The organism is Patiriisocius sp. Uisw_047, from assembly GCF_047730165.1.
In the GTDB taxonomy this organism is placed as follows: Bacteria; Bacteroidota; Bacteroidia; order Flavobacteriales; family Flavobacteriaceae; genus Patiriisocius.
This window is the reverse complement of the sequence record NZ_CP159834.1, coordinates 1,677,501-1,698,377: the sequence shown is the minus strand read 5'-3', so window position 1 is coordinate 1,698,377 and position 20,877 is coordinate 1,677,501. Positions and strand designations below refer to the sequence as shown.

General features: G+C 37.4%; 13 protein-coding genes. 9 read left to right on the top strand and 4 right to left on the bottom strand.

Annotation, left to right across the window (positions count from 1 at the left end; genetic code table 11):
* Positions 1-3: 3 nt before the first annotated feature.
* Together recR and ABXT71_RS07550 are read right to left on the bottom strand one after the other, a co-directional pair.
* The gene (gene recR / locus ABXT71_RS07555) at positions 4-624 is read right to left on the bottom strand and encodes a recombination mediator RecR (protein WP_415370718.1); all 621 of its coding nucleotides are present in this window, start codon (positions 622-624) and stop codon (positions 4-6) included.
* A 71-nt stretch (positions 625-695) separates the two neighbouring features.
* Positions 696-3,104: a VPS10 domain-containing protein gene (locus tag ABXT71_RS07550; RefSeq protein ID WP_415370717.1), complete on the bottom strand. Its 2,409-nt coding sequence runs from the start codon at positions 3,102-3,104 to the stop codon at positions 696-698.
* Between the two features lie 196 nt (positions 3,105-3,300).
* Between ABXT71_RS07550 and ABXT71_RS07545 the strand changes: the two genes are divergently transcribed.
* Positions 3,301-4,767 carry a sodium:solute symporter gene (locus tag ABXT71_RS07545; protein WP_415370716.1) on the top strand — a complete coding sequence of 489 codons (1,467 nt, stop codon included), beginning with the start codon at positions 3,301-3,303 and terminating at the stop codon, positions 4,765-4,767.
* Here ABXT71_RS07545 and ABXT71_RS07540 read toward each other — a convergent pair.
* Together ABXT71_RS07540 and ABXT71_RS07535 are read right to left on the bottom strand one after the other, a co-directional pair.
* Positions 4,738-5,100 carry a CoA-binding protein gene (locus ABXT71_RS07540; RefSeq protein ID WP_415370715.1) on the bottom strand — a complete coding sequence of 121 codons (363 nt, stop codon included), beginning with the start codon at positions 5,098-5,100 and terminating at the stop codon, positions 4,738-4,740. The two genes, ABXT71_RS07545 and ABXT71_RS07540, sit on opposite strands and share 30 nt — an antisense overlap.
* 434 nt (positions 5,101-5,534) lie before the next feature.
* Positions 5,535-6,539, bottom strand: coding sequence for a 3-oxoacyl-ACP synthase III family protein (locus ABXT71_RS07535; RefSeq protein ID WP_415370714.1), 1,005 nt, complete (start codon positions 6,537-6,539; stop codon positions 5,535-5,537).
* 364 nt (positions 6,540-6,903) lie between these two features.
* Between ABXT71_RS07535 and htpG the strand changes: the two genes are divergently transcribed.
* The 8 genes from htpG to ABXT71_RS07495 all read left to right on the top strand — a co-directional run bounded on the left by htpG (position 6,904) and on the right by ABXT71_RS07495 (position 20,796).
* Positions 6,904-8,796 carry a molecular chaperone HtpG gene (gene htpG, locus ABXT71_RS07530; RefSeq protein ID WP_415370713.1) on the top strand — a complete coding sequence of 631 codons (1,893 nt, stop codon included), beginning with the start codon at positions 6,904-6,906 and terminating at the stop codon, positions 8,794-8,796.
* 351 nt (positions 8,797-9,147) lie between these two features.
* Positions 9,148-13,053: an HYR domain-containing protein gene (locus ABXT71_RS07525; RefSeq protein WP_415370712.1), complete on the top strand. Its 3,906-nt coding sequence runs from the start codon at positions 9,148-9,150 to the stop codon at positions 13,051-13,053.
* Between the two features lie 270 nt (positions 13,054-13,323).
* Positions 13,324-13,674: a 50S ribosomal protein L19 gene (gene rplS, locus ABXT71_RS07520; RefSeq protein ID WP_415370711.1), complete on the top strand. Its 351-nt coding sequence runs from the start codon at positions 13,324-13,326 to the stop codon at positions 13,672-13,674.
* A gap of 618 nt (positions 13,675-14,292) precedes the next feature.
* Positions 14,293-16,518: an NADP-dependent isocitrate dehydrogenase gene (locus ABXT71_RS07515; protein WP_415370710.1), complete on the top strand. Its 2,226-nt coding sequence runs from the start codon at positions 14,293-14,295 to the stop codon at positions 16,516-16,518.
* Positions 16,519-16,561: 43 nt separating this feature from the next.
* Positions 16,562-18,943 (top strand): TonB-dependent receptor, encoded by a 2,382-nt coding sequence (locus ABXT71_RS07510; RefSeq protein WP_415370709.1) that lies wholly within the window; start codon positions 16,562-16,564, stop codon positions 18,941-18,943.
* 3 nt (positions 18,944-18,946) lie between these two features.
* Positions 18,947-19,753 (top strand): DUF4249 domain-containing protein, encoded by an 807-nt coding sequence (locus ABXT71_RS07505; protein ID WP_415370708.1) that lies wholly within the window; start codon positions 18,947-18,949, stop codon positions 19,751-19,753.
* Between the two features lie 13 nt (positions 19,754-19,766).
* Positions 19,767-20,582 carry an N-acetylmuramic acid 6-phosphate etherase gene (gene murQ, locus ABXT71_RS07500; RefSeq protein ID WP_415370707.1) on the top strand — a complete coding sequence of 272 codons (816 nt, stop codon included), beginning with the start codon at positions 19,767-19,769 and terminating at the stop codon, positions 20,580-20,582.
* Positions 20,575-20,796 carry a DUF6095 family protein gene (locus ABXT71_RS07495; protein WP_415370706.1) on the top strand — a complete coding sequence of 74 codons (222 nt, stop codon included), beginning with the start codon at positions 20,575-20,577 and terminating at the stop codon, positions 20,794-20,796. The genes murQ and ABXT71_RS07495 overlap by 8 nt, the downstream gene beginning before the upstream one ends.
* Positions 20,797-20,877 lie beyond the last annotated feature (81 nt).

Here is a 20,877-nt window from a genome sequence, read left to right as displayed (position 1 = left end):
CGGCTAGTTGTTTTTTAAGGAAGTTTCAAAAGGGATTCTATGCAAGATACTTCTTCCTAGCGTAACCTCATCTGCGTATTCTAGTTCATCACCTACAGAGATCCCACGCGCGATAGTGGTAATAGTAATAGAATATGGCTCTAGCTGTTTATAGATAAAAAAGTTGGTGGTATCTCCCTCTAGGGTCGAGCTCAATGCAAAAATGAGTTCTTCTATATCGCCTTCACTCACTTTTCTAATGAGGCTTTCTATGGTTAGCTCACTGGGTCCTATGCCATCCATAGGCGATATCTTTCCCCCAAGCACGTGATAGTGACCTCGATATTGGCTTGTGTTTTCTATTGCCATTACATCGCGAATGTCTTCTACAACGCACACAATATTTGCTTTTCTATTGGGGTTTGCACAAATTTCGCAAAGGGCGACATCAGATATATTATGGCAATTAGAACAGAAGATAATCTCTTCCCGTAATTCTTTTATACTTTCTGAAAGTGCAAGGGCCTGCTCTTTAGGCTGTTTAAGAAGATGTAGAACTAAACGTAATGCAGTACGCTTACCTATACCAGGCAATTGTGACATTTCGTTTACCGCATTTTCTAAAAGTTTTGAAGAAAAATCCATGACGTGCAAGATAAAAAAAATGCTTCAGAAATTATATTCCTGAAGCATCGTTCCATTGAAATATATTGTGATTATTCTTTTATGAACTTTTTTGTAATCGTTCCACTTTCCGAAGCAATTCTCATAAAGTAAACCCCTGTTTTTAGTCCTGAAATATTTAAGGTGTGCTCGCCATTAATCTGAACATCTCTGTCATATGATAATAGTGATCCCTTCATATCAAAAACTCGAATATCTATTTGTGCGGCTACTGGCAGTCTCAAAGTAATTTCTTCTCTTGCCGGGTTAGGATATAGTTTTAAAATTTCCGAAGTAAAAGTAGCAGTTCCTAATGTTGATTCTAGCATAGGCGAAAACCAAGTACCACGACCATAGGTACCGGCGTACAAAGTGCGCGTAGCTTTGTTGATTTCTAATTCATTTACAATCACATTAGGAAGATTTGTGTTAAAAGGAATCCAATCTTCAAGATCATTATCAATGTAATAAATACCATAATCCATCCCTAAGTAAATACCATCGCGGCCGTTGTGATCCCATACCAAGCAAAGTGCACTAAAGTTTGGTAGGTTTTTTCTGTAGTTTATCCAGGATTCACCGCCATCTAAGGACATATAAGCCTTTGAGCCAGATGTGGTCGTTGCTGCAATTTTATTTGCATCTGTAGGGTGAATCGCAACACTAGTAATCGTACCTCCCGGTGCAGCCATTTGCACCCAAGAAGTAGCACCTCCGTCTATTGTTTTATATAATCTGTACCCACGTGTGGCGTACATTACATCACTATTGCTCGGTGCAATTTTCAAGTTATTCAAATTACCCCCTAAATTCTGAGAAATTGCCCCCCAGGAATTACCGTAATTAATAGATTTATACACTTGATCATAGCCTACATAAATGACACCATTTTCATTTCCTTGTTCAAACGGGGTCACCCAGTTTCCTTCTCCTGGTCCAGGTTCATTCATACCCTCTAGGGTAGTCGCACCGTTAGTAGATTTATAAAGGTTACCATACTGTGTGGTACCGAATATTAAGTTATTGTCCTCATCCATTATAAAAGTTTCCATCCCATCTGCACCAATCCAGCATTGCCAATCTGTATCTTCTCTATAAACAGATGTCCCATTGTCTTGTGAACCTATTGAAATTCTCAACTCTTCTCCTTGCGCTACACCTACTTTGTATAATTGCTTTATTCCTATTCCCGTTGACAGATCTGTGTAGTAATTTGCCGTGATGTTTTGACTGTCTTCTGCTTTAAAAATACCACCATCTGACCCAACGTAAAGCACATCATCTTCAAATAGCAAAATATCTACATCTGCGTGACAGTATCCTATCCCAACATCTGCAGATACACTAATGACCCAATTTGCAGTCGTGTTAAAAGTAGCACCACCATCAAGTGACATCCAAGTGTTTACACCTGCAAGGTGCACTTCATTTTCGTCTACTGGACTCACGGCAATATCCATATCTCTGGGCGCTTGACCCCCAGTATCTAGACCGTCTAGTGAATAACCAAAGTAGTTTATTGAATTATTTGCGAGTTGTGAAAAGCTTACTCCGCTATTTTCAGATTTATACAAGGCGTTAAACCTACCACTACTTGCTTCAGCAATATATAGCACCTCTGGATTTGCTGCAGTAACAGCAATCATTTTCGGACCATTTCCTAAGCTATTAAATATTGTAAAATTTAAACCATTATCTGTTGATACGAAAACCTCTGTACCAGAAGCATACACAACAGAAGGATCACCTGGCTTGAACTCTACGTCATAGCCCTTATCTCCCGCAGCAATTTCTGTCCAAGTAGTTCCTGAATTTGAAGATCTATATATGCCCCTATTTGCTGATGACAAATACATTATAGTAGGATCTGATGGGTGTAATAGCAATTTATTTATCACAGAATCTGATATGGTCGCAAATAATTGCCACGTCGCTCCTGCATCTGTAGACTTATAGAGCCTCCCGTAAGAAGATCCAAAATAATAGGTGTCATTGTCCATAGGATCAATTACCACAGAATACACATACAAGTTACTAAAGTAATCGGTTAATGGAATCCAGTTCTGGCCACCATCTGTAGTTTTCCAAACACCTCCAGTATTTGCCCCCACTATGATGTGATCACTATCGTCTTTATCCACAGAGATGGAAGTAATACGTCCCAAGCCTGGACTCCACGAAGTATGGGGATTTATGGATGTAGGACCTAACTCCTGCCAGTTATCATTTACAGCATTTCTACTAGAAGCCGTCTCGTTTAAATAGGCATCCTGACGCTGTAATTCAGCTAGGTTTTCTTCTGAAGTTCTCAAGTAACCATTCTCGTTCATTAACCGTTCTGCATTGTATTCCCATCTTTTAAATTGCTTATAACCCGTGCCTTTTCCTTTTCCTTTATCTGAAAAATAGGCCTCTGCGTTATCAATGATTTCCTGAACCGTAAAAGTTTCTGTTTCTATCATGGTTAAATACTTTTGTGAATAGAGTGAAGAAGCAGAAAGCAGTATGGTACAAAGTGCAAATAACAATCTCATAGTAAAGGGGAATTAATTAATAAGTAGCTATTATAATAAAAAGCATTCAAAAATAGCTAAAAATGTGAGTTAGGATATTCATCTTTGTAAAATTAACATCTACACATTAGAAAAAAAGGAGATTATGCAGCCCATTCACATATTACTTTTAATAGGTTCTTATTTTGGCCTACTCCTCCTCATCTCTTTTTTAACAAATAAAGACGGGAGCAACTCAGATTTTTTTAAAGCGGGAAAAAAGTCTCCTTGGTACTTAGTTGCCTTTGGTATGATAGGCGCCTCTCTGAGTGGTGTCACCTTTATTTCTGTTCCTGGCGCAGTAGCCGCAAATAGCTTTGGGTATTTTCAGGTAGTACTTGGGTACACTATTGGGTATGCCGTTATTAGTCTTGTACTCCTACCATTATATTATAAGCTGAACCTTACCTCTATTTATACTTATCTAGAAGGTAGATTTGGTAATGCTTCTTATAAGACCGGCGCGTCATTTTTCTTATTATCTAGAATCGTTGGCGCTAGTTTTAGACTCTACCTCGTCGCGATTGTACTTCAAGATTTAGTGTTTGACAGATTGCCGTTTTTTGGGCAACCAGGCGTTCCTTTCTGGGTGACTGTCACCGTGACTATTTTATTAATCTGGCTCTACACCTACAAGAGCGGTATTAAAACCATTGTATGGACAGATACCTTACAGACGCTCTTTATGCTCATCGCGCTTGGTGTGGGTATCTATTATGTCGCTGACGGCTTAGAATTGTCTAGCTTTAGTGACGTGTGGGATACCCTTGCCGATAGTGACCTCTCTCAAATTTTCTTTTTTGATGATTTTAAGAGCGGTAATTATTTCTTTAAACAGTTTTTTAGCGGAATTTTCATTGCCATTGTGATGACAGGTCTTGATCAAGACATGATGCAAAAAAATCTAACCTGTCGCAATTTAAAAGACGCACAGAAGAATGTCTTTTGGTTTACAATTGTACTTACCATCGTTAATTTCATTTTCCTTGCCCTTGGATTATTACTTACTGTGTATGCAGAACGCTATGGAATAGAAGCGAGCAAGGACAAATTATTCTCCACAATCGCAGTAGATTCTGGAATGGGTATAGGCTTGGCAGTTTTCTTCTTACTTGGTCTTATCGCGGCCGCTTACAGTAGTGCAGATAGTGCATTGACATCGCTTACCACCTCCTTTAGCATAGATATTCTCGATATTGAAAAAAAGAAAAATGAAGCTGCACAAGTAAAAACAAGAAAGAAAGTACACATAGCAATGTCTGGGGTTCTTATCCTTGTGATTGTCTTCTTCAATTATGTGATCGGAGACGCGTCTGTCATCACAAAACTATTCACATTTGCGGGCTACACGTACGGACCTCTTTTAGGTCTCTACGCATTTGGATTGTTCTCTAAGTGGAACGTAAAAGACAAGTGGGTGCCGCTTGTTGCGATTATGACACCATTTCTTGGTTTTGCAATCAGCTATGGTGCGAGCGCATTATTTGACTTTGAGTTTGGCTTTTTCATTCTCATCCTTAACGGACTCTTAACCTATCTGGGTTTAGTATTGATTCGTACCCAGAAGGACTAAAGTACAGGCCACTTCAAAATCTATATTATTTTCTTTTAAAAGAGTGAAGAATTCAGGATTTTCAGTGCCTGGGTTAAAAATCACACGGGCTGGATTTAGCGTGATGATATAGTCATAATAAGGTGCTTGCCTAGAAGGGTTTATATACAAAGTCACCGTATCTATATCCTTAAAAGGTTCTTTTTCTACTGAAACATCAACCCCCGAAACCTTTCCTTCCCTGAGACCAATTGCAACCACAGGGTGTTCATACATAGTCAATCTCTTAATTGAAACAGTAGAGTATCGATTTGACTTTAGACTTGCACCAATGACGAGTGTTTTCTTTTTCATTGTGTAAAATTAATCTAATTAGACTAAACTTTAAAGTCTATCGACTTAGTCTGTTTTTTGACAAAGAGTTGATTGTGCCAATGAAATAAACAACAAACGTATAATGAATAAAAAAAAACAACTTCAACTGTAACAATCAAAAAGATAAACCGTCTATAAAATAGAAACGTTTCTCATTTTACTGCGAAATATTTTACGTTGATGGTTAGTGTTAATAATAGCAGTAAAATGCCAATCCCGAGGTTCTAGGCTTTGGGATTGTTTTTTAATTAAATTTCTTAAAAGTGAAACACTAGAACATTTCTGAAGTCTATAATAAAAGTTATCATATCAAATAGATTATTTGAATTAGCCTTTGATTAATTAATGTGTGTTAAGTAAAAAAGCCTTTTAGTGTGAAACTAAAAGGCTTTGGATTTTTACAGAGGGCACAATTACCATCTAATAATGACACTCCCCCAAGTAAAGCCACTCCCAAAAGCTGCCAGTACAACAAGATCCCCCTTCTTTATCCTCCCTTCTTCCCACGCCTCAGTTAAGGCAATAGGAATAGAAGCCGCAGTCGTGTTACCGTAGCGCTGTATGTTATTATACACTTGAGAGTCTTGCAACTTAAACTTACGCTGTATCATTTGAGAGATTCTCAAATTTGCTTGATGTGGTATCAACATATTTATTTCTGAAACGTTAAGACCGTTTGCTTGCAATCCTTCGTTGATTACTTCGGCAAAACGGGTGATAGCATGTTTAAAGACAAATTGTCCGTTCATTACTGGATAATAAGGAATATCCTCCCGCGGGTTATCTGCAATAATCTCTGGCACCCAATATGATGTGCTTGGCCCTTTTAATGCTAATTGGTCTTTGTGTGCACCTTCACTGTGCAAGTGTGTAGAGAGAATCCCAGTTTTATCGTCGCTCCTTGTGAGTACTGCAGCTCCTGCTCCATCCCCAAAAATAACCGAAACACCCCTACTGCGCGTATTAAAGTCTAAACCCCCACTATGATTCTCTGCTCCAATGACCAAAATGTTTTTATACATTCCTGTTTTTATAAACTGGTCTGCCACAGAGAGCCCATACACAAAACCACTACATTGGTTTCTAACGTCTAATGCAGGTACCGTTCTCATCCCCATTAAATGCTGTACCTCTACGCCACCCCCAGGGAAATACATATCTGGACTTAAGGTCGCAAAGACAATCATATCTATGTCGTCTGGTTTTAGATTTGCTCTTTCTAAGGCTATCGTTGAAGCTTTCACACCCATTATCGAAGTAGAATTACCATCTCCTTTTTTAATATGCCTACGTTCTTGTATTCCTGTGCGCTCCTGGATCCAAGCATCATTTGTATCCATTAATTTTGCTAAGTCATCATTGGTGACAACATTTTCGGGAACGTATTTTCCTAGACCAATAATTTTTGAGGTATACATACTAATATATTAAGCTATGAGCTTGCAAGATAAGATTTTCAATATTTGAATTGAACAATTTGCAAACAGTATTTATCCCCCAAAAAATAAAAAAGGGCATCTAAAAAAGACACCCTAAAAACAACCTAACCATAAGATAAAGTAAAAAATGAACTTTTGTAAGATTTACTTTATCTATATCAAAGATAATCTCTTTTTGTCTAACTAAATAGTCATTTCATTAAACGTTTTGTTCAGCTTTGACTTTTGACGCGCTCTATTTTAATGACATGATGTCACAAAATACAAATTGGTACTGCTTTTGAATATTTCAGAAACAAATAAGTTTAATTAAATTTTACCCGGTCAAAGCGGGACACTGAATATGAGCACAGGAACAATTAATGTAGCGGTAGAGAATATCTTTCCGCTAATCAAGAAATTTTTATATAGCGACCACGAGATTTTTTTACGTGAGTTAGTGAGTAACGCCACAGATGCAACCTTAAAGTTGAAACACCTTACTAATATAGGAGAAGCAAAAGTGGACTACGGAAATCCTAACATCGAGATAAAGATTGACAAAGAAGCGAAGACACTGCACATTATCGATCAAGGTATTGGTATGACGATGGAAGAAGTTGATAAGTACATCAACCAGATTGCATTTTCTGGAGCAGAAGAGTTTATCGAAAAATACAAAGACACAAAAGGAGAAGATGCAGGTATTATTGGGCACTTTGGTCTTGGTTTTTACTCCGCCTTTATGGTGGCAGAAAAAGTAGAGATCTTCACAAAGTCTTTTAAAGATGAACCTGGAGCGCACTGGTCTTGTGACGGGTCTCCTAATTACACGCTAGAAGAGTCTGACAGAAAGGAAAGAGGGACAGAGATTATTCTTCACATTTCTGAAGACGAAAAAGAATTTCTTGAAGACAGTAAGATCACAAGTCTTTTGACAAAGTATAATAAGTTTATGCCTATCCCTATTAAGTTTGGGATGAAGACAGAAACCCTACCTAAGCCAGAAGATGCTAAAGAAGAAGACGCTGCTCCTACTCAAGAAGTAGATAACATTATTAACAATCCTTCACCAGCTTGGACGAAGACTCCTACAGAGCTAAAGGACGAAGACTATTCTTCTTTTTACAGAGAGTTATATCCTGCACAGTTTGAAGAGCCACTTTTTAATATTCACCTAAATGTGGATTATCCTTTTAATCTTACAGGAATTTTATATTTCCCGAAGATGAATCAGGATATGCAGATTCAGAAAGACAAGATTCAGTTATACCAAAACCAAGTTTTTGTAACGGATAATGTAGAAGGAATCGTACCAGAATTTTTACAAATGCTTCGCGGTGTGATTGACTCACCAGATATTCCATTAAACGTATCTCGTAGTTATTTACAATCTGATGGTGCTGTTAAGAAAATCTCTAGTTACATTACTCGTAAAGTAGGTGATAAATTAAAGAGTCTTTTTAACGAGAACCGTGAAGACTTTGAAGCAAAGTGGAACGACATTAAAATAGTGATAGAGTACGGTATGCTTACCGAAGATAAATTCTTTGACAAAGCACAAGACTTTATGTTGTACCCTACTACAGACGGAAAATATTACACGTTTGCAGAATTAAAAGAAAAACTAGCTGCTTCACAAACAGATAAAGATGAAAAGCTAGTATTACTCTACGCTAGTAATAAAGAGGAACAACACAGTTATATCCAGTCTGCAACAGACAAGGGATATGAAGTATTATTACTAGACTCGCCTATTATCTCACACCTCATCCAGAAAATGGAAACGAGTAATGAGAAGGTAAGTTTTGCACGTGTAGATGGAGATCATATAGACAACCTCATCAAAAAAGATGAAGAAGCCATCTCTAAGTTAAGCGATGAAGAAAAGGAGACCTTAAAGACCTTTTTAGCAACGGCGATACCTGCAGATAAGTTTACAGTACAGCTAGAAGCAATGGACAGCAATGCAAATCCATTTACCATTACAGAACCAGAATTTATGCGTCGTATGAAAGAGATGCAACAGTCTGGTGGCGGTGGCGGCATGTTCGGAATGGGCGGTTTTCCAGAAATGTATAACCTGATTGTCAACACGAACAATGAGCTCGTTTCTGAAATTTTAAACACCAAGACGGCTAAGAAAAAAGAACGTTTGGTGAATCAAGCACTTGATTTAGCTAAGCTGAGCAAAGGGCTCTTAAAAGGAGAAGACATGACAGCGTTTATAAAACGCAGTTATGACATGATTAAATAGGTTACAATGTGACGTGTTCTGAGTGAACGTCACTGATTATAGATTTTTAAAGCGCAACGATAGAGCATTGTTGCGCTTTATTGTTTCTATCAAACACCACATTAAAGGATGATTTTATCTCATAAAAATATCCCATAATTACCAGTAGGCTTCATTAGCAATTATCTTTACATAATCACTAAATTTATTAATACAATCTGACATACTTCATTCATTGTCAGGTAATTTAATATCAATTTTTAAAATTCAAGGCACACCTAAAACTCAATACTCATTTATAAAGTGTTATTTATTAGGTTTTTAATATCTTAGCTTCCTATTATACATAAATATTATCTTACATTCTAACTGATGAATTTACTATTAAAATTAAAAAAACAAATTGCAATACTAGCTATTATGCTTTGCGCTTCAACAACTTTTGCGCAACAGGACAATGAGTCATCTGCTTCGGCAGCTTATACTCCTAGCGAGCATCCAACGCTCATATTAACTCCCACTAACTTCTTTGTTTCACCTCCGGTGAGAGACTTACCGGTTTGTGATGACTTATCTACTTTTGATGGCTTTATTGTCCCGAAAGATGGGTCTAATACAAGTCACGATATGAGCGCGAAGCGAAAAAGAAAATTGGCTCATTTAAATGCAGCCGGGAGAAGTAGCACGTCCATTGACCCAAAGATGCAAATGAGCATCGCTCCAGACGACTCTAATTTAAATAGAGCTCCCATTGTAAATTTTGATGATGTAAGTAATTCTGCTGCTCCACCAGACCCTTCTATGGCAGTAGGTCCTAATCACATCGTGACGATGCAAAATGGATTATGGGCAGTTTATGATAAAAATGGAACCATTGCGGCGGGCTTTCCAAAAACTTTAAACGATCCACTTTCCGGACCTAATCATGCAGACAATGCAGGTGACCCAGTGGTAATGTATGATAGAGAAGCTGACAGATGGTTTATCTCACAATTTCAGTTATCTGGAAATCCGGCTTTATCAGACAATGTTTTCTTAATAGGAATCTCAACTACGCCAGATCCTACAGGGGCTTATAATGTATATGAATACGAACTTCCTGCGGGAAATGATTACCCGCATTATGGAGTTTGGGGTGATAGTTATGTTACCGCAGGAAACTTTACAGGCTCTCAAAAGGTATATACTTTTAATAGATCCAAAATGCTAGCCGGTGACGCTACAGCAGAAATTGCCGGATTTTCTCCTGCAAACTTAGGTGTTGGGGGTTTTGCCGCACCTATTCCGGTACACTCAGAAGCGGCAGGTGCTGCGACTGGCGATATTAAAATTGTTTATTATCAAGATGACGCTTTTTCAAGTATAAGTACAGATCATATAGGGTTGTGGAATATCGACATGGACTGGACAAGTGCAGCCACAATTAACGCCTCTACAATTTCAGATAAAGTAGAAATACCTACAGCTGCTTTTGATGCGGTCATTGCTGGAGGTTTTGCAAATATTGCGCAGCCTGGAACTACACAAAGAATTGACGCAATTGTGGGAGCCGTGATGAATATGTCACATTGGTATAAATTTCCTACACACGAATCTATTTTATTGAATTGGGTTGTAGAAATTCAAGATGGAATACAAAAATCTGGAATCCGTTGGGTAGAACTTAGAAGTACAAATGATGGTGCCACTTGGAGTGTTTTTCAAGAAGGAACATTTACAGATCCAGCAGAAACTACAATAGCATTAAAAGAATCCGTTTTTATGGGTTGTATCTCAATGGATAGCGCAGGAAACATTGGATTAGGATACACAAAGGCAGGAACATCAACCTTCCCTTCACTTTACTATACAGGTAGAATGGATGGCGACCCTCTAGGGACAATGACGGTTCCAGAAGAATTAGCTATTGCAGGAACAACATCAGTAACATCCAATGATCGATATGGAGATTATGGTCAAGGTGTAAGAGACCCTGCAGATGACCTTACGTTTTGGGTCACCTCAGAATATTCTGGAGACCCCGGTCTTAACAGAAAATCAAGAGTGTATTCTTTCAAACTAGAACCAGAATTAAGCCTGGAAATCACCTGTCCAGCTGATACTACAATCGCTTGTGGAGACGATACGTCACCAACGAATACAGGAACTGCAATAGCAGATTCTGATTGCGACCCTAATCCTATAGTTACCTTTACAGACGAAGTAGAAGAAACATGTGGAAACACACAAATAATCACACGTACGTGGCTTGCTGTTGATGACTGCGGAAATGATCCAGCTGCTTGTATCCAGATTATTACAATACAAGATATAATAGCACCAACGATGGAGTGCCCAGATGACATCTTAGTAAATAACGATCTAGATCAATGTACTGCTATAGTAACCTTTGATATTACTGCAAGTGATACTTGCGGGGATGTGACAATAACATTAATAAACGGTCTAGTTTCAGGAAGTGAATTCCCAATAGGTGATACTCTTAATCAATTTGAGATTGTAGATGACTGTGGTAACACGACCTTATGCATCTTTACGGTAACTGTTGAAAATTCAGAAATTCCAGAGACTATTTGTGAAAATATTACTGTCGAACTTGACGAAAATGGAATGGCTACAATTACTACCGTAGATATTAATGGCGGTACTGGAACGATATGTGAAAGTTCAAATACAACTATTGACATTGACACCTTTGATTGTTCAGATATAGGAGATAACGAAGTAGTTCTTTCTATAGTTGATAATGAGGGAGATGTAACGAGTTGTACTGCCATTGTGACCATTGAAGATAATATACCACCAGAAGTTATTTGCACACCTATTACTGTAGAGTTAGACGCTACAGGAATGGCTTTAGTGACGGGAGAAATGATTGCAGGCGAAAGTACAGATAATTGTGCCATTGCCTCCATTGAAGTAAGCACCACAATGTTTGATTGTACGATGATTGGAGAACATAATGTGACCGTCACAGTAACAGATGTAAATGGAAACTTTAATTCTTGCGATACTACCGTAACCGTTGTAGATGCGACATTACCTACCGCCATCTGTACTAACCTCACCCTCGAACTTGATGCTGACGGTCTTGCTTCAATTGAAGTGGCTGATATAGACAGTGGTAGTTTTGATAACTGCGGAAATGTGACTGTCGAAATTGACACCACTTCATTTACTTGTGACGATCTAGGATTAAACAATGTTGTACTAACAGTCACAGACGATAACGGAAACGTATCAGAGTGTAATGCGATGGTTACCATAGAAGACAATATTCTTCCTATAATAGTATGTCAAGATTTAGAATTTGAACTTAACGAAGATGGAGACACCATATTTATTACTCCAGCAATGATAGATAATGGAAGTACTGACAATTGTAATATTGAGTCTTATGAATTAGACATAACCATCTTTGATTGTGACGACCTTGGTGATAATGAAGTACAACTTACCATTACAGATACTGCAGGAAATGAAGTTACCTGTATCGCAATTGTTACTATAAATCCGTTAAGTGATGCTCCTGTTGCAGATTGCCAAGATGTATCTGTAATACTTGATGAAAACGGAATCGCTACGATCGTACCGCAGAATATTTCTGCAAATGAAGTTTTCGATATTTGCGGGTATGTACTCACTATTGACATTGACACTTTTACCTGTGAAGATGCAGGTAATATTGTACCCGTAACGCTTACAGTTACCAACGCTCAAGGCGAAAGTGACAGTTGTATCTCAGATGTGTTTGTAGTAGACAATATAGTTCCTACTATTGTATGCCCTGAAGGAACTGTAATCATTGCAGCACTAGCACCTTATGAGCTTCCCGACTTTGTTGTGGATGGCACGGTGACTGTTGCAGACAATTGCATTGATCAACTAATTACTGAACAAAACCCTGCAGTAGGCGCATTTGTAGAAGCAGGAGAAACAGAAATTACAATCACAGTAACAGACCCAAGTGGGAATACAACCTCTTGTGAGTTTGATATTTTTGTAGATCCTTCCTTGACAGTAGAGGCTTCGGAAATATTAAAAACCCTGCAACTGTTTCCAAATCCAGCAGCAACAAGTTTTAGTATCACTATGTCAGACGATATTAACATAGAGAAAATAACCTTGTTAGATATTTCTGGAAGAATCATTAAAAACTATAGCGTTTCAGAAATACGCCGGAATATATTTTCTGTATCTAATGCCGCTAATGCTTCTTACTTTGTTTTTATAGAAACAAATTTAGGCATGTACAGTATGCAATTGATTAAACGATAATAGAAATAGGATTTGCTGAGCTTCAGCAAATCTCTTAATAGGAGCTTAGATACCATTAGCATAAAATATCGTCTCCCTCAGGGGACGGTATCATTAATATGCGGTTCATTAATAGTATGTTCCTATTAAATAAACAGTAATTTTATTGCCCAAATAGATAAAAACACTATTTTTGCAGCCGCTTAACTTTAGAAGCTAGGCAACCCTTTATTTCAACCTCTGGCGAGAAACGTGGATGTCGTTATAAAGTAAACTATCAAATAATAAAAAATGGAAGCGTTAGTAAAATTTGTACAAGATGAATTTGTAACCAAAAAAGATTTTCCAGAATTTTCTGCCGGTGATACTATCACTGTGTTTTATGAAATTCGTGAAGGAGAAAAAACAAGAACACAGTTTTTTAGAGGTGTTGTAATCCAAGTAAAAGGTACTGGATTATTAAAAACCTTTACTATCAGAAAAATGTCTGGTACTGTTGGTGTAGAACGTATATTCCCAGTGAATATGCCAGCACTTCAGAAAATAGAAATTAATAAAAAAGGTAGTGTTCGTAGAAAACGTATCTACTACTTTAGAGGCCTTACAGGTAAAAAAGCCCGTATCAAAGAACAAAGATACTAGTAGACAACCTGTCAAATACTCAGCGTCCTTCATATCACTTGAAGGACGCTTTTTTTGTGAACAATTGTTAATAACCAAAGTTCATAACCTGTTGACAATTAGCACTCTATAAGCAATCGATATTTCAGAAAAACTATTTACTTTTAACATATCAAGATGTGATCTAGGTCACGTCTTGATATTTGAAAATGTTCTTTATTCTAGTAATTTCATTATAATTTTACGATTAGGTTAATGATAGTAAAAATGTAAAAAATGTTTTCTTATTTTTTCTAAAATTTATAAAAGTGGAACGTGGTTTTGATCGCTGAACACTCGAATTTAGAGAAAAAGTCTTAAAGTTTAAAAAGCATAGGATAACGAAAGTTATTGCTCGATAAAAATTAAGACTTGTGTATAGCCCACAGCAGCAGCCATATAACAAAACTGCATTAAGAGCTTTCAAGGAGTCCGTTGGTAAAAGGTTAGCCACATAAAGCCATAGCAATGTTTCAGGACTTGTTATGGCTTTTTTATTTCCATTTTTTGACACTTCTCTAGCTTTTATACTGCGCTACAAATCCGTATATTTGCACTTCTCTAAAACGAAGATTTATACATTTAAATAAGACCAGATACATGTCAAAAGTTGCTAAAATTATCTATACTAAAACAGACGAGGCACCCGCACTTGCTACTCAATCTTTTCTTCCTATTGTTAAGGCGTTTACCGCTCCCTCAAAAATAGTAGTTGAAACACGTGACATCTCACTAGCTGCTAGAATTTTGGCAAATTTTCCAGATTTTTTAAATCCAGATCAACGAGTAAATGACGCACTGACGGAGCTTGGCGAATTAGCAAAAATGCCTGAAGCAAATATCATTAAGCTTCCTAACATAAGCGCTTCTGTTCCTCAATTAAATGATGCGATAAAAGAACTCCAAGCAAAAGGTTTTGCCATTCCTGACTATCCAGAAGACCCAACAACGGCTCAGGACAAATCAATTCAAACAACATACAATAAGATTAAAGGTAGTGCTGTAAATCCAGTATTAAGAGAAGGAAACAGTGACCGTAGAGCTCCTAAAGCAGTTAAAAATTACGCAAAAAAAAACCCACATAGTATGGGTGCTTGGAGCAGTAGTTCTAAAACGCACGTGTCAACAATGAGCGAAGGAGACTTTAGACATAACGAACAATCTGTAACGCTTGTAAAGGAAGGAGCGGTAAATATTATACTCAAGAAGACATCAGGACAAGAAATTGTTCTCAAGGAAAATATAGCAGTATTAGCCGGTGAGATTATCGATGCTACCGTAATGAACAAGAAGAAATTACTCGCTTTTTTAGAAGCGCAAGTAAAGGATGCAAAAGAACAAGGCGTTTTGTTTTCTCTTCACTTGAAAGCAACGATGATGAAAGTGAGTGATCCTATTATTTTTGGTCACGCTGTGAAAATTTTCTTTAAAGACGTTTTTGAAAAACACGAAACAGCCCTCGAAAATGCAGGAGTAGATGTAAACAATGGTTTGGGAGATTTATTAGACAAGTTGCCTGAAATGGAGTCTGTAATTAGAGCTATAATTGAAGTAGATCTTGCCTCAGCTTTAGCAAATGGTCCAGACCTAGCCATGGTAAACAGCGACAAAGGAATCACTAATTTACACGTGCCAAGTGATGTTATTATTGACGCGTCCATGCCAGCTATGATACGCACATCAGGGCAAATGTGGAATAAAGAAGGAAAACAACAAGATACTAAAGCTGTTATTCCAGATAGCAGCTACGCACCTTTATACCAAGCAACTTTAGATTTTTGTAGAGAAAACGGCGCTTTTGACCCCACTACAATGGGTACAGTTCCTAATGTAGGATTAATGGCTCAAAAGGCCGAAGAATATGGGTCTCATGATAAGACGTTTCAAATTCCTGAATCAGGAAAAGTAAGTGTCTTAGATCAAGATGGCACGACTCTAATGGAACACACTGTAGAAAAAGGTGATATCTGGCGCATGTGTCAAGTAAAAGACTTGCCTATTCAAGATTGGGTAAAGCTAGCAGTATCAAGAGGTAGAGCTACTAGATGGCCATTAGTTTTCTGGTTAGATGAAGACCGCGCTCATGATGCAGAGATTATTAAAAAGGTAAACACCTATTTACCTAATCACGACACTTCTGGATTAGACATTAAAATCTTATCTCAAGAAGAGGCCACTAACTATACACTAGCAAGAGTCCAGAAAGGTGAAAATACAATTTCTGTAACCGGTAATGTACTAAGAGACTACCTTACAGATCTCTTCCCTATTCTAGAATTAGGAACGAGTGCAAAAATGCTTTCTATAGTCCCATTAATGAATGGTGGCGGTTTATTTGAAACAGGTGCTGGAGGTTCTGCCCCGAAGCACGTACAACAGTTTGAAGAAGAAGGACACCTTAGATGGGATTCTCTTGGAGAGTTTTTAGCCCTAGCAGTTTCATTAGAACATTTAGGTCAGACGTATAATAACAAAAACGCAATTAAACTAGGAGAAGCTTTAGATGAAGCCACAGAAAAATTGTTAGAAAACAAGAAAGGCCCTTCTCGTAAAGTAAACGAAATAGACAATAGAGGGAGCCATTATTACTTAGCGAGATATTGGGCAGAAGCACTAGCAGAAAGTAACGATTCAGAATTATGCGATCGCTTTACTCCTATCGCAGATAGACTAAAAAACAATGAGTCCATTATAATGAACGAATTGAATGCAGCCCAAGGAAGCAAAGTAGATATTGGCGGTTATTATGAGCCTACAGAAACATTGGTTGTTTCTCATATGCGGCCAAGTAAAACATTCAATGCAATTTTAAACGATATCGAATAATAAATACCTTAGGTATTCTGTTATACAGAAGACCTTTTATTTTATGAAACAATTTTTTATTTTTATACTTTTTTCAATCTTCACACTTTCAGTTACAGGACAAGAAAAATTTACGATTAGCGGTACAGTTTCAGATACAGACTCTGGAGAAACACTTATTGGTATCAACGTGATCGTTCCCTCAGAAAACGCGGGAGCAGTCACAAATGTATATGGGTTTTATTCCATCACACTCCCGGCAGGAACTTATGAGATGCGATATACTAGTATTGGTTTCACTTCGGAAATATTAACGATTGATTTGCAGGCTTCTATCACAAAAAATTTGTCACTGTCTGAGAATCTAGAGTCACTAGATGAAGTGGTTATCATTGTAGACAAAGAAAAACTCAATATACGTGATCCTCAAATGAGTGTAAATACGCTGAATTCTTCCACCATTAAAAAAATCCCAGTCGTTCTTGGGGAGGCAGATGTTATCAAAGCCATCACACTATTACCTGGAGTAACGAATGCCGGAGAAGGCGCTAGTGGTTTTAACGTTCGCGGAGGTGCTGCCGATCAAAATTTAATTCTCCTGGATGAAGCAACCCTCTTTAATTCATCACATCTTTTTGGTTTTTTCTCTGTGTTTAATCCAGATGCAATCAAAGACTTAACTTTATACAAAGGCGGTATCCCTGCGAGGTATGGTGGGCGTATTTCTTCTGTGTTAGATATTTATCAGAAGGATGGTAATAACAAACAATACAAAGCAACTGGAGGTATCGGTCTTATCGCGAGCAGATTACTTTTAGAAGGTCCTATTGTAAAAGATAAAGCTTCTTTTTTAATAGGGGGTCGTAGCAGTTATGCGCATTTATTTCTACCGTTATTTGATAATGACAACATTGCCTACTTTTATGATTTAAACACTAAAATAAGCTATAACATTAACGATAAAAATAGGTTGTTCCTTTCTGGATATTTTGGGAGAGATAAATTTGCTATTTCAGACAGTTTCTCTAATCTCTTCGGAAATACTACCGTAAATTTAAGATGGAACCATTTATTTTCAAACAAGCTATTTAGCAACTTATCGGCCATCTATTCTGATTATTACTATGGTCTAGAATTAAAATTTGTAGAATTCCAGTTTGATAGTGGGGTGAAAAATTTTAATCTAAAATATGACCTTACTCACTACGTTTCAGAAAAAACGAAACTACGCTATGGCTTAAATAGTATTCATTACACCTTTAATCCGGGTGATATCTCACCTACCACAAGCACTTCAGGGATTAACCCTTTTAAACTTACTGAAAAATATGCTTTCGAAAATGCCATCTATGTCGATGGGGAGTTTGAAATCACAGATAAGCTAAATGTGCAAGCTGGGGTTCGCCTATCCACATTCAATAGATTGGGACAAGATGAGTTAAATATATATGAAGATAATAATCCCATTATATATGATGAAGATCTAGATATATACCAAAAAGCAGATGCCATTGGTACCGAAAGTTTTGATAGAACTGAAACTATTAAATTCTTTGCAAATCTTGAGCCCCGTTTAGCGGTTGCCTATCAATTAGCAGAAGATGCTTCCGTTAAGGCAAGTTATAATAGAACAGCACAATACATTCATTTAATAAGCAACACGACTTCTCCTACTCCTTTTGACATCTATGCTCCTAGTGGCCGTTTTATAGACCCGCAACTAGCAGACCAAGTAGCCGTGGGGTATTTCAAAGCCTTTGATCAGTTTTCTATTGAAATAGAAAGTTATTACAAGACGGTTCAAAACAGGCTGGACTATGTAGATGATGCAGATTTAATTGCAAATAACGCTGTAGAACAAATTTTACTTACAGGAGAGGCTAGAGCGTATGGGCTAGAATTTTTAGCTAGAAAAACACAAGGTAGATTTACTGGATGGATCGCTTATACACTTTCAAGAAGCGAACAACGCACCCCCGGAAGAACCCCGAATGAAATAGGAATTAACAACGGTGCTTGGTACAACTCGCCTTGGGATAAAACACACGATGTTTCTGTTACTGCTCAATATGAATATTCTAAGAAGTGGTCATTTGCTGCAAATCTCATTTATCAAACTGGATTGCCTTTTACTTTTCCTACAGCCCAATATGAATTTGATGGACTAACCATTCCAGTATACGAGCCAAGAAACGCAAGTCGATTGCCAGACTTTCATAGAATGGATTTCTCTGCTACTTTTATCCCAAAAAAGAGCAGAGAGCGCGATAGTTCAAGAAAGAAACCTTGGGCCAGTGAATGGATTTTTAGCATTTACAATGTGTATAACAGGAAAAATGCAGCGTCTATATCCTTTAGAGAAAACACAGACATAGGACAAAACGAAGCTGTAAAACTGGCTATCTTCGGGATTATCCCATCGATCACTTATAATTTTAAATTTTAAGCTATGAGAATTTTAACCCTACTTTTTAGCCTAGTATTACTCATATCTTGTGAAGAAGTTATTGATGTCGACTTAAATGAAAGTGAACCAAAACTCGTGGTAGAAGCCACAATGATCCGGTTATTAACTAATGACGGAGGAGGAACAGAAGTCAAATTATCCCTAACAGGTCCCTTTTTTAACGACGGAATTCCAGCGGTTACAAATGCACAAGTCAGCATTAGCGATGGCAATAACAACTTTTTATTAAGCCACGTAGAAAACGGAAGGTACGTTACAAAAACAGATTTAATACCAGAAAATAATACAGACTATACCATAACAGTAGTATACGCTGGTGACACCTTTACGGCTACAGAAAAAATTGAAACAGTATCGTCTTGGGAAAAAAATGTAGAACAAGATAATGAAGGAGGGTTTTTAGGGGATGAAATTGAAATTAAAGCATTTTTTAACGATCCTGTGGGTGAAGAAAACTATTATTACGTACAAACTTCTTCTACAAAAGGACGTGATAGAGACATTACGTCTGATGAGTTTTTTAATGGAAATCAGATTTTTGCTTTATACACAGCAGAAGAATTAGAACCTGGAGATGAAGTATTTTTTGAATTAGATGGTGTAGACAGAAATTTCAGTAACTTTATGTTCATTTTATTGCAACAAGGTTCTGAAGATGGTGGCGGCCCATTTGAAACGCAACCTGCAACAGTAAGAGGCAATGTAGTGAACGAAACGAACCCAGACAATTTCCCCTTAGGGTATTTTAGAGTATCCGAAAGAGATACTCTTATGTATATCATACAATAAACCAGCGTCTCTTATGGACTTTAAAAAAACCACAGAATCAGATTCTCATTATCACTCCCTAGAAAAGATGAGTGTAGAAGAAATTCTGATTTCTATCAATAAAGAGGATCAGACTGTTGCTTTATCTATAAAAAAATCACTACCTCAGATAAATAAGCTAACAACAGTAGTTTCTGAAAAATTAAAAAATGGAGGACGCCTTTTCTATATTGGAGCTGGTACAAGTGGAAGGCTAGGAGTAGTTGATGCAAGTGAATGCCCTCCTACCTTTGGGGTAGACCAAGGGTTAGTTATTGGTTTGATTGCCGGTGGTGACGCAGCAATAAGAGAAGCCGTCGAATTTGCAGAAGATAGTACTACACAAGGCTGGCAGGATTTACAATTGGAGCATATTTCCGAAGCAGATATTGTTATTGGCATCGCAGCTTCCGGAACTACACCTTATGTGATAAGTGCATTAACGCAATGTAATGCGAACAATATTGTTACAGGTTGTATTACTTGTAACGGAGGAAGTCCCTTAGCCGAAACGGCTCAATATCCTGTTGTGGTAGTGGTTGGCCCAGAATTTGTAACTGGTAGTTCGCGAATGAAAGCTGGCACAGCTCAAAAACTGGTGCTCAATATGATTTCTACGACCGCGATGATTCAATTAGGCAGAATTAAAGGGAATAAAATGGTCGATATGCAATTGAGCAATAACAAACTTGTAGATCGCGGTATCCGTATGATAATGAGCGAAATAAATGTAGATAGACCCACTGCAACAATGTTATTAGAACAGCATAAAAACGTACGTAATGCAATTAATCTTTATCAAAATGACTAAGCATACAGACCAAAGAATACTTGTAAAAGGCATTAAATGTTTGGCGATTGCATTGCCTTTGCTATTTTTAAGCCCATATTTTCTTTCCCTAGCTTTTTTAAATAAAGAAAACTATATGTTTTACGTTGGACTTTCTATCGGTATTGTTTTAGGCGCGCTCGCAATTTGGCTAATTTTTAAAGGTCTAAAGACTTTCATGCAGGCTATTTTTTAGTTGTTTTATAGTACCGTTAAATACTGCTGGCTACTTGACTTTTATTTTCTCTGCTTTCCCTAAAATTGTCTTACTCTACCA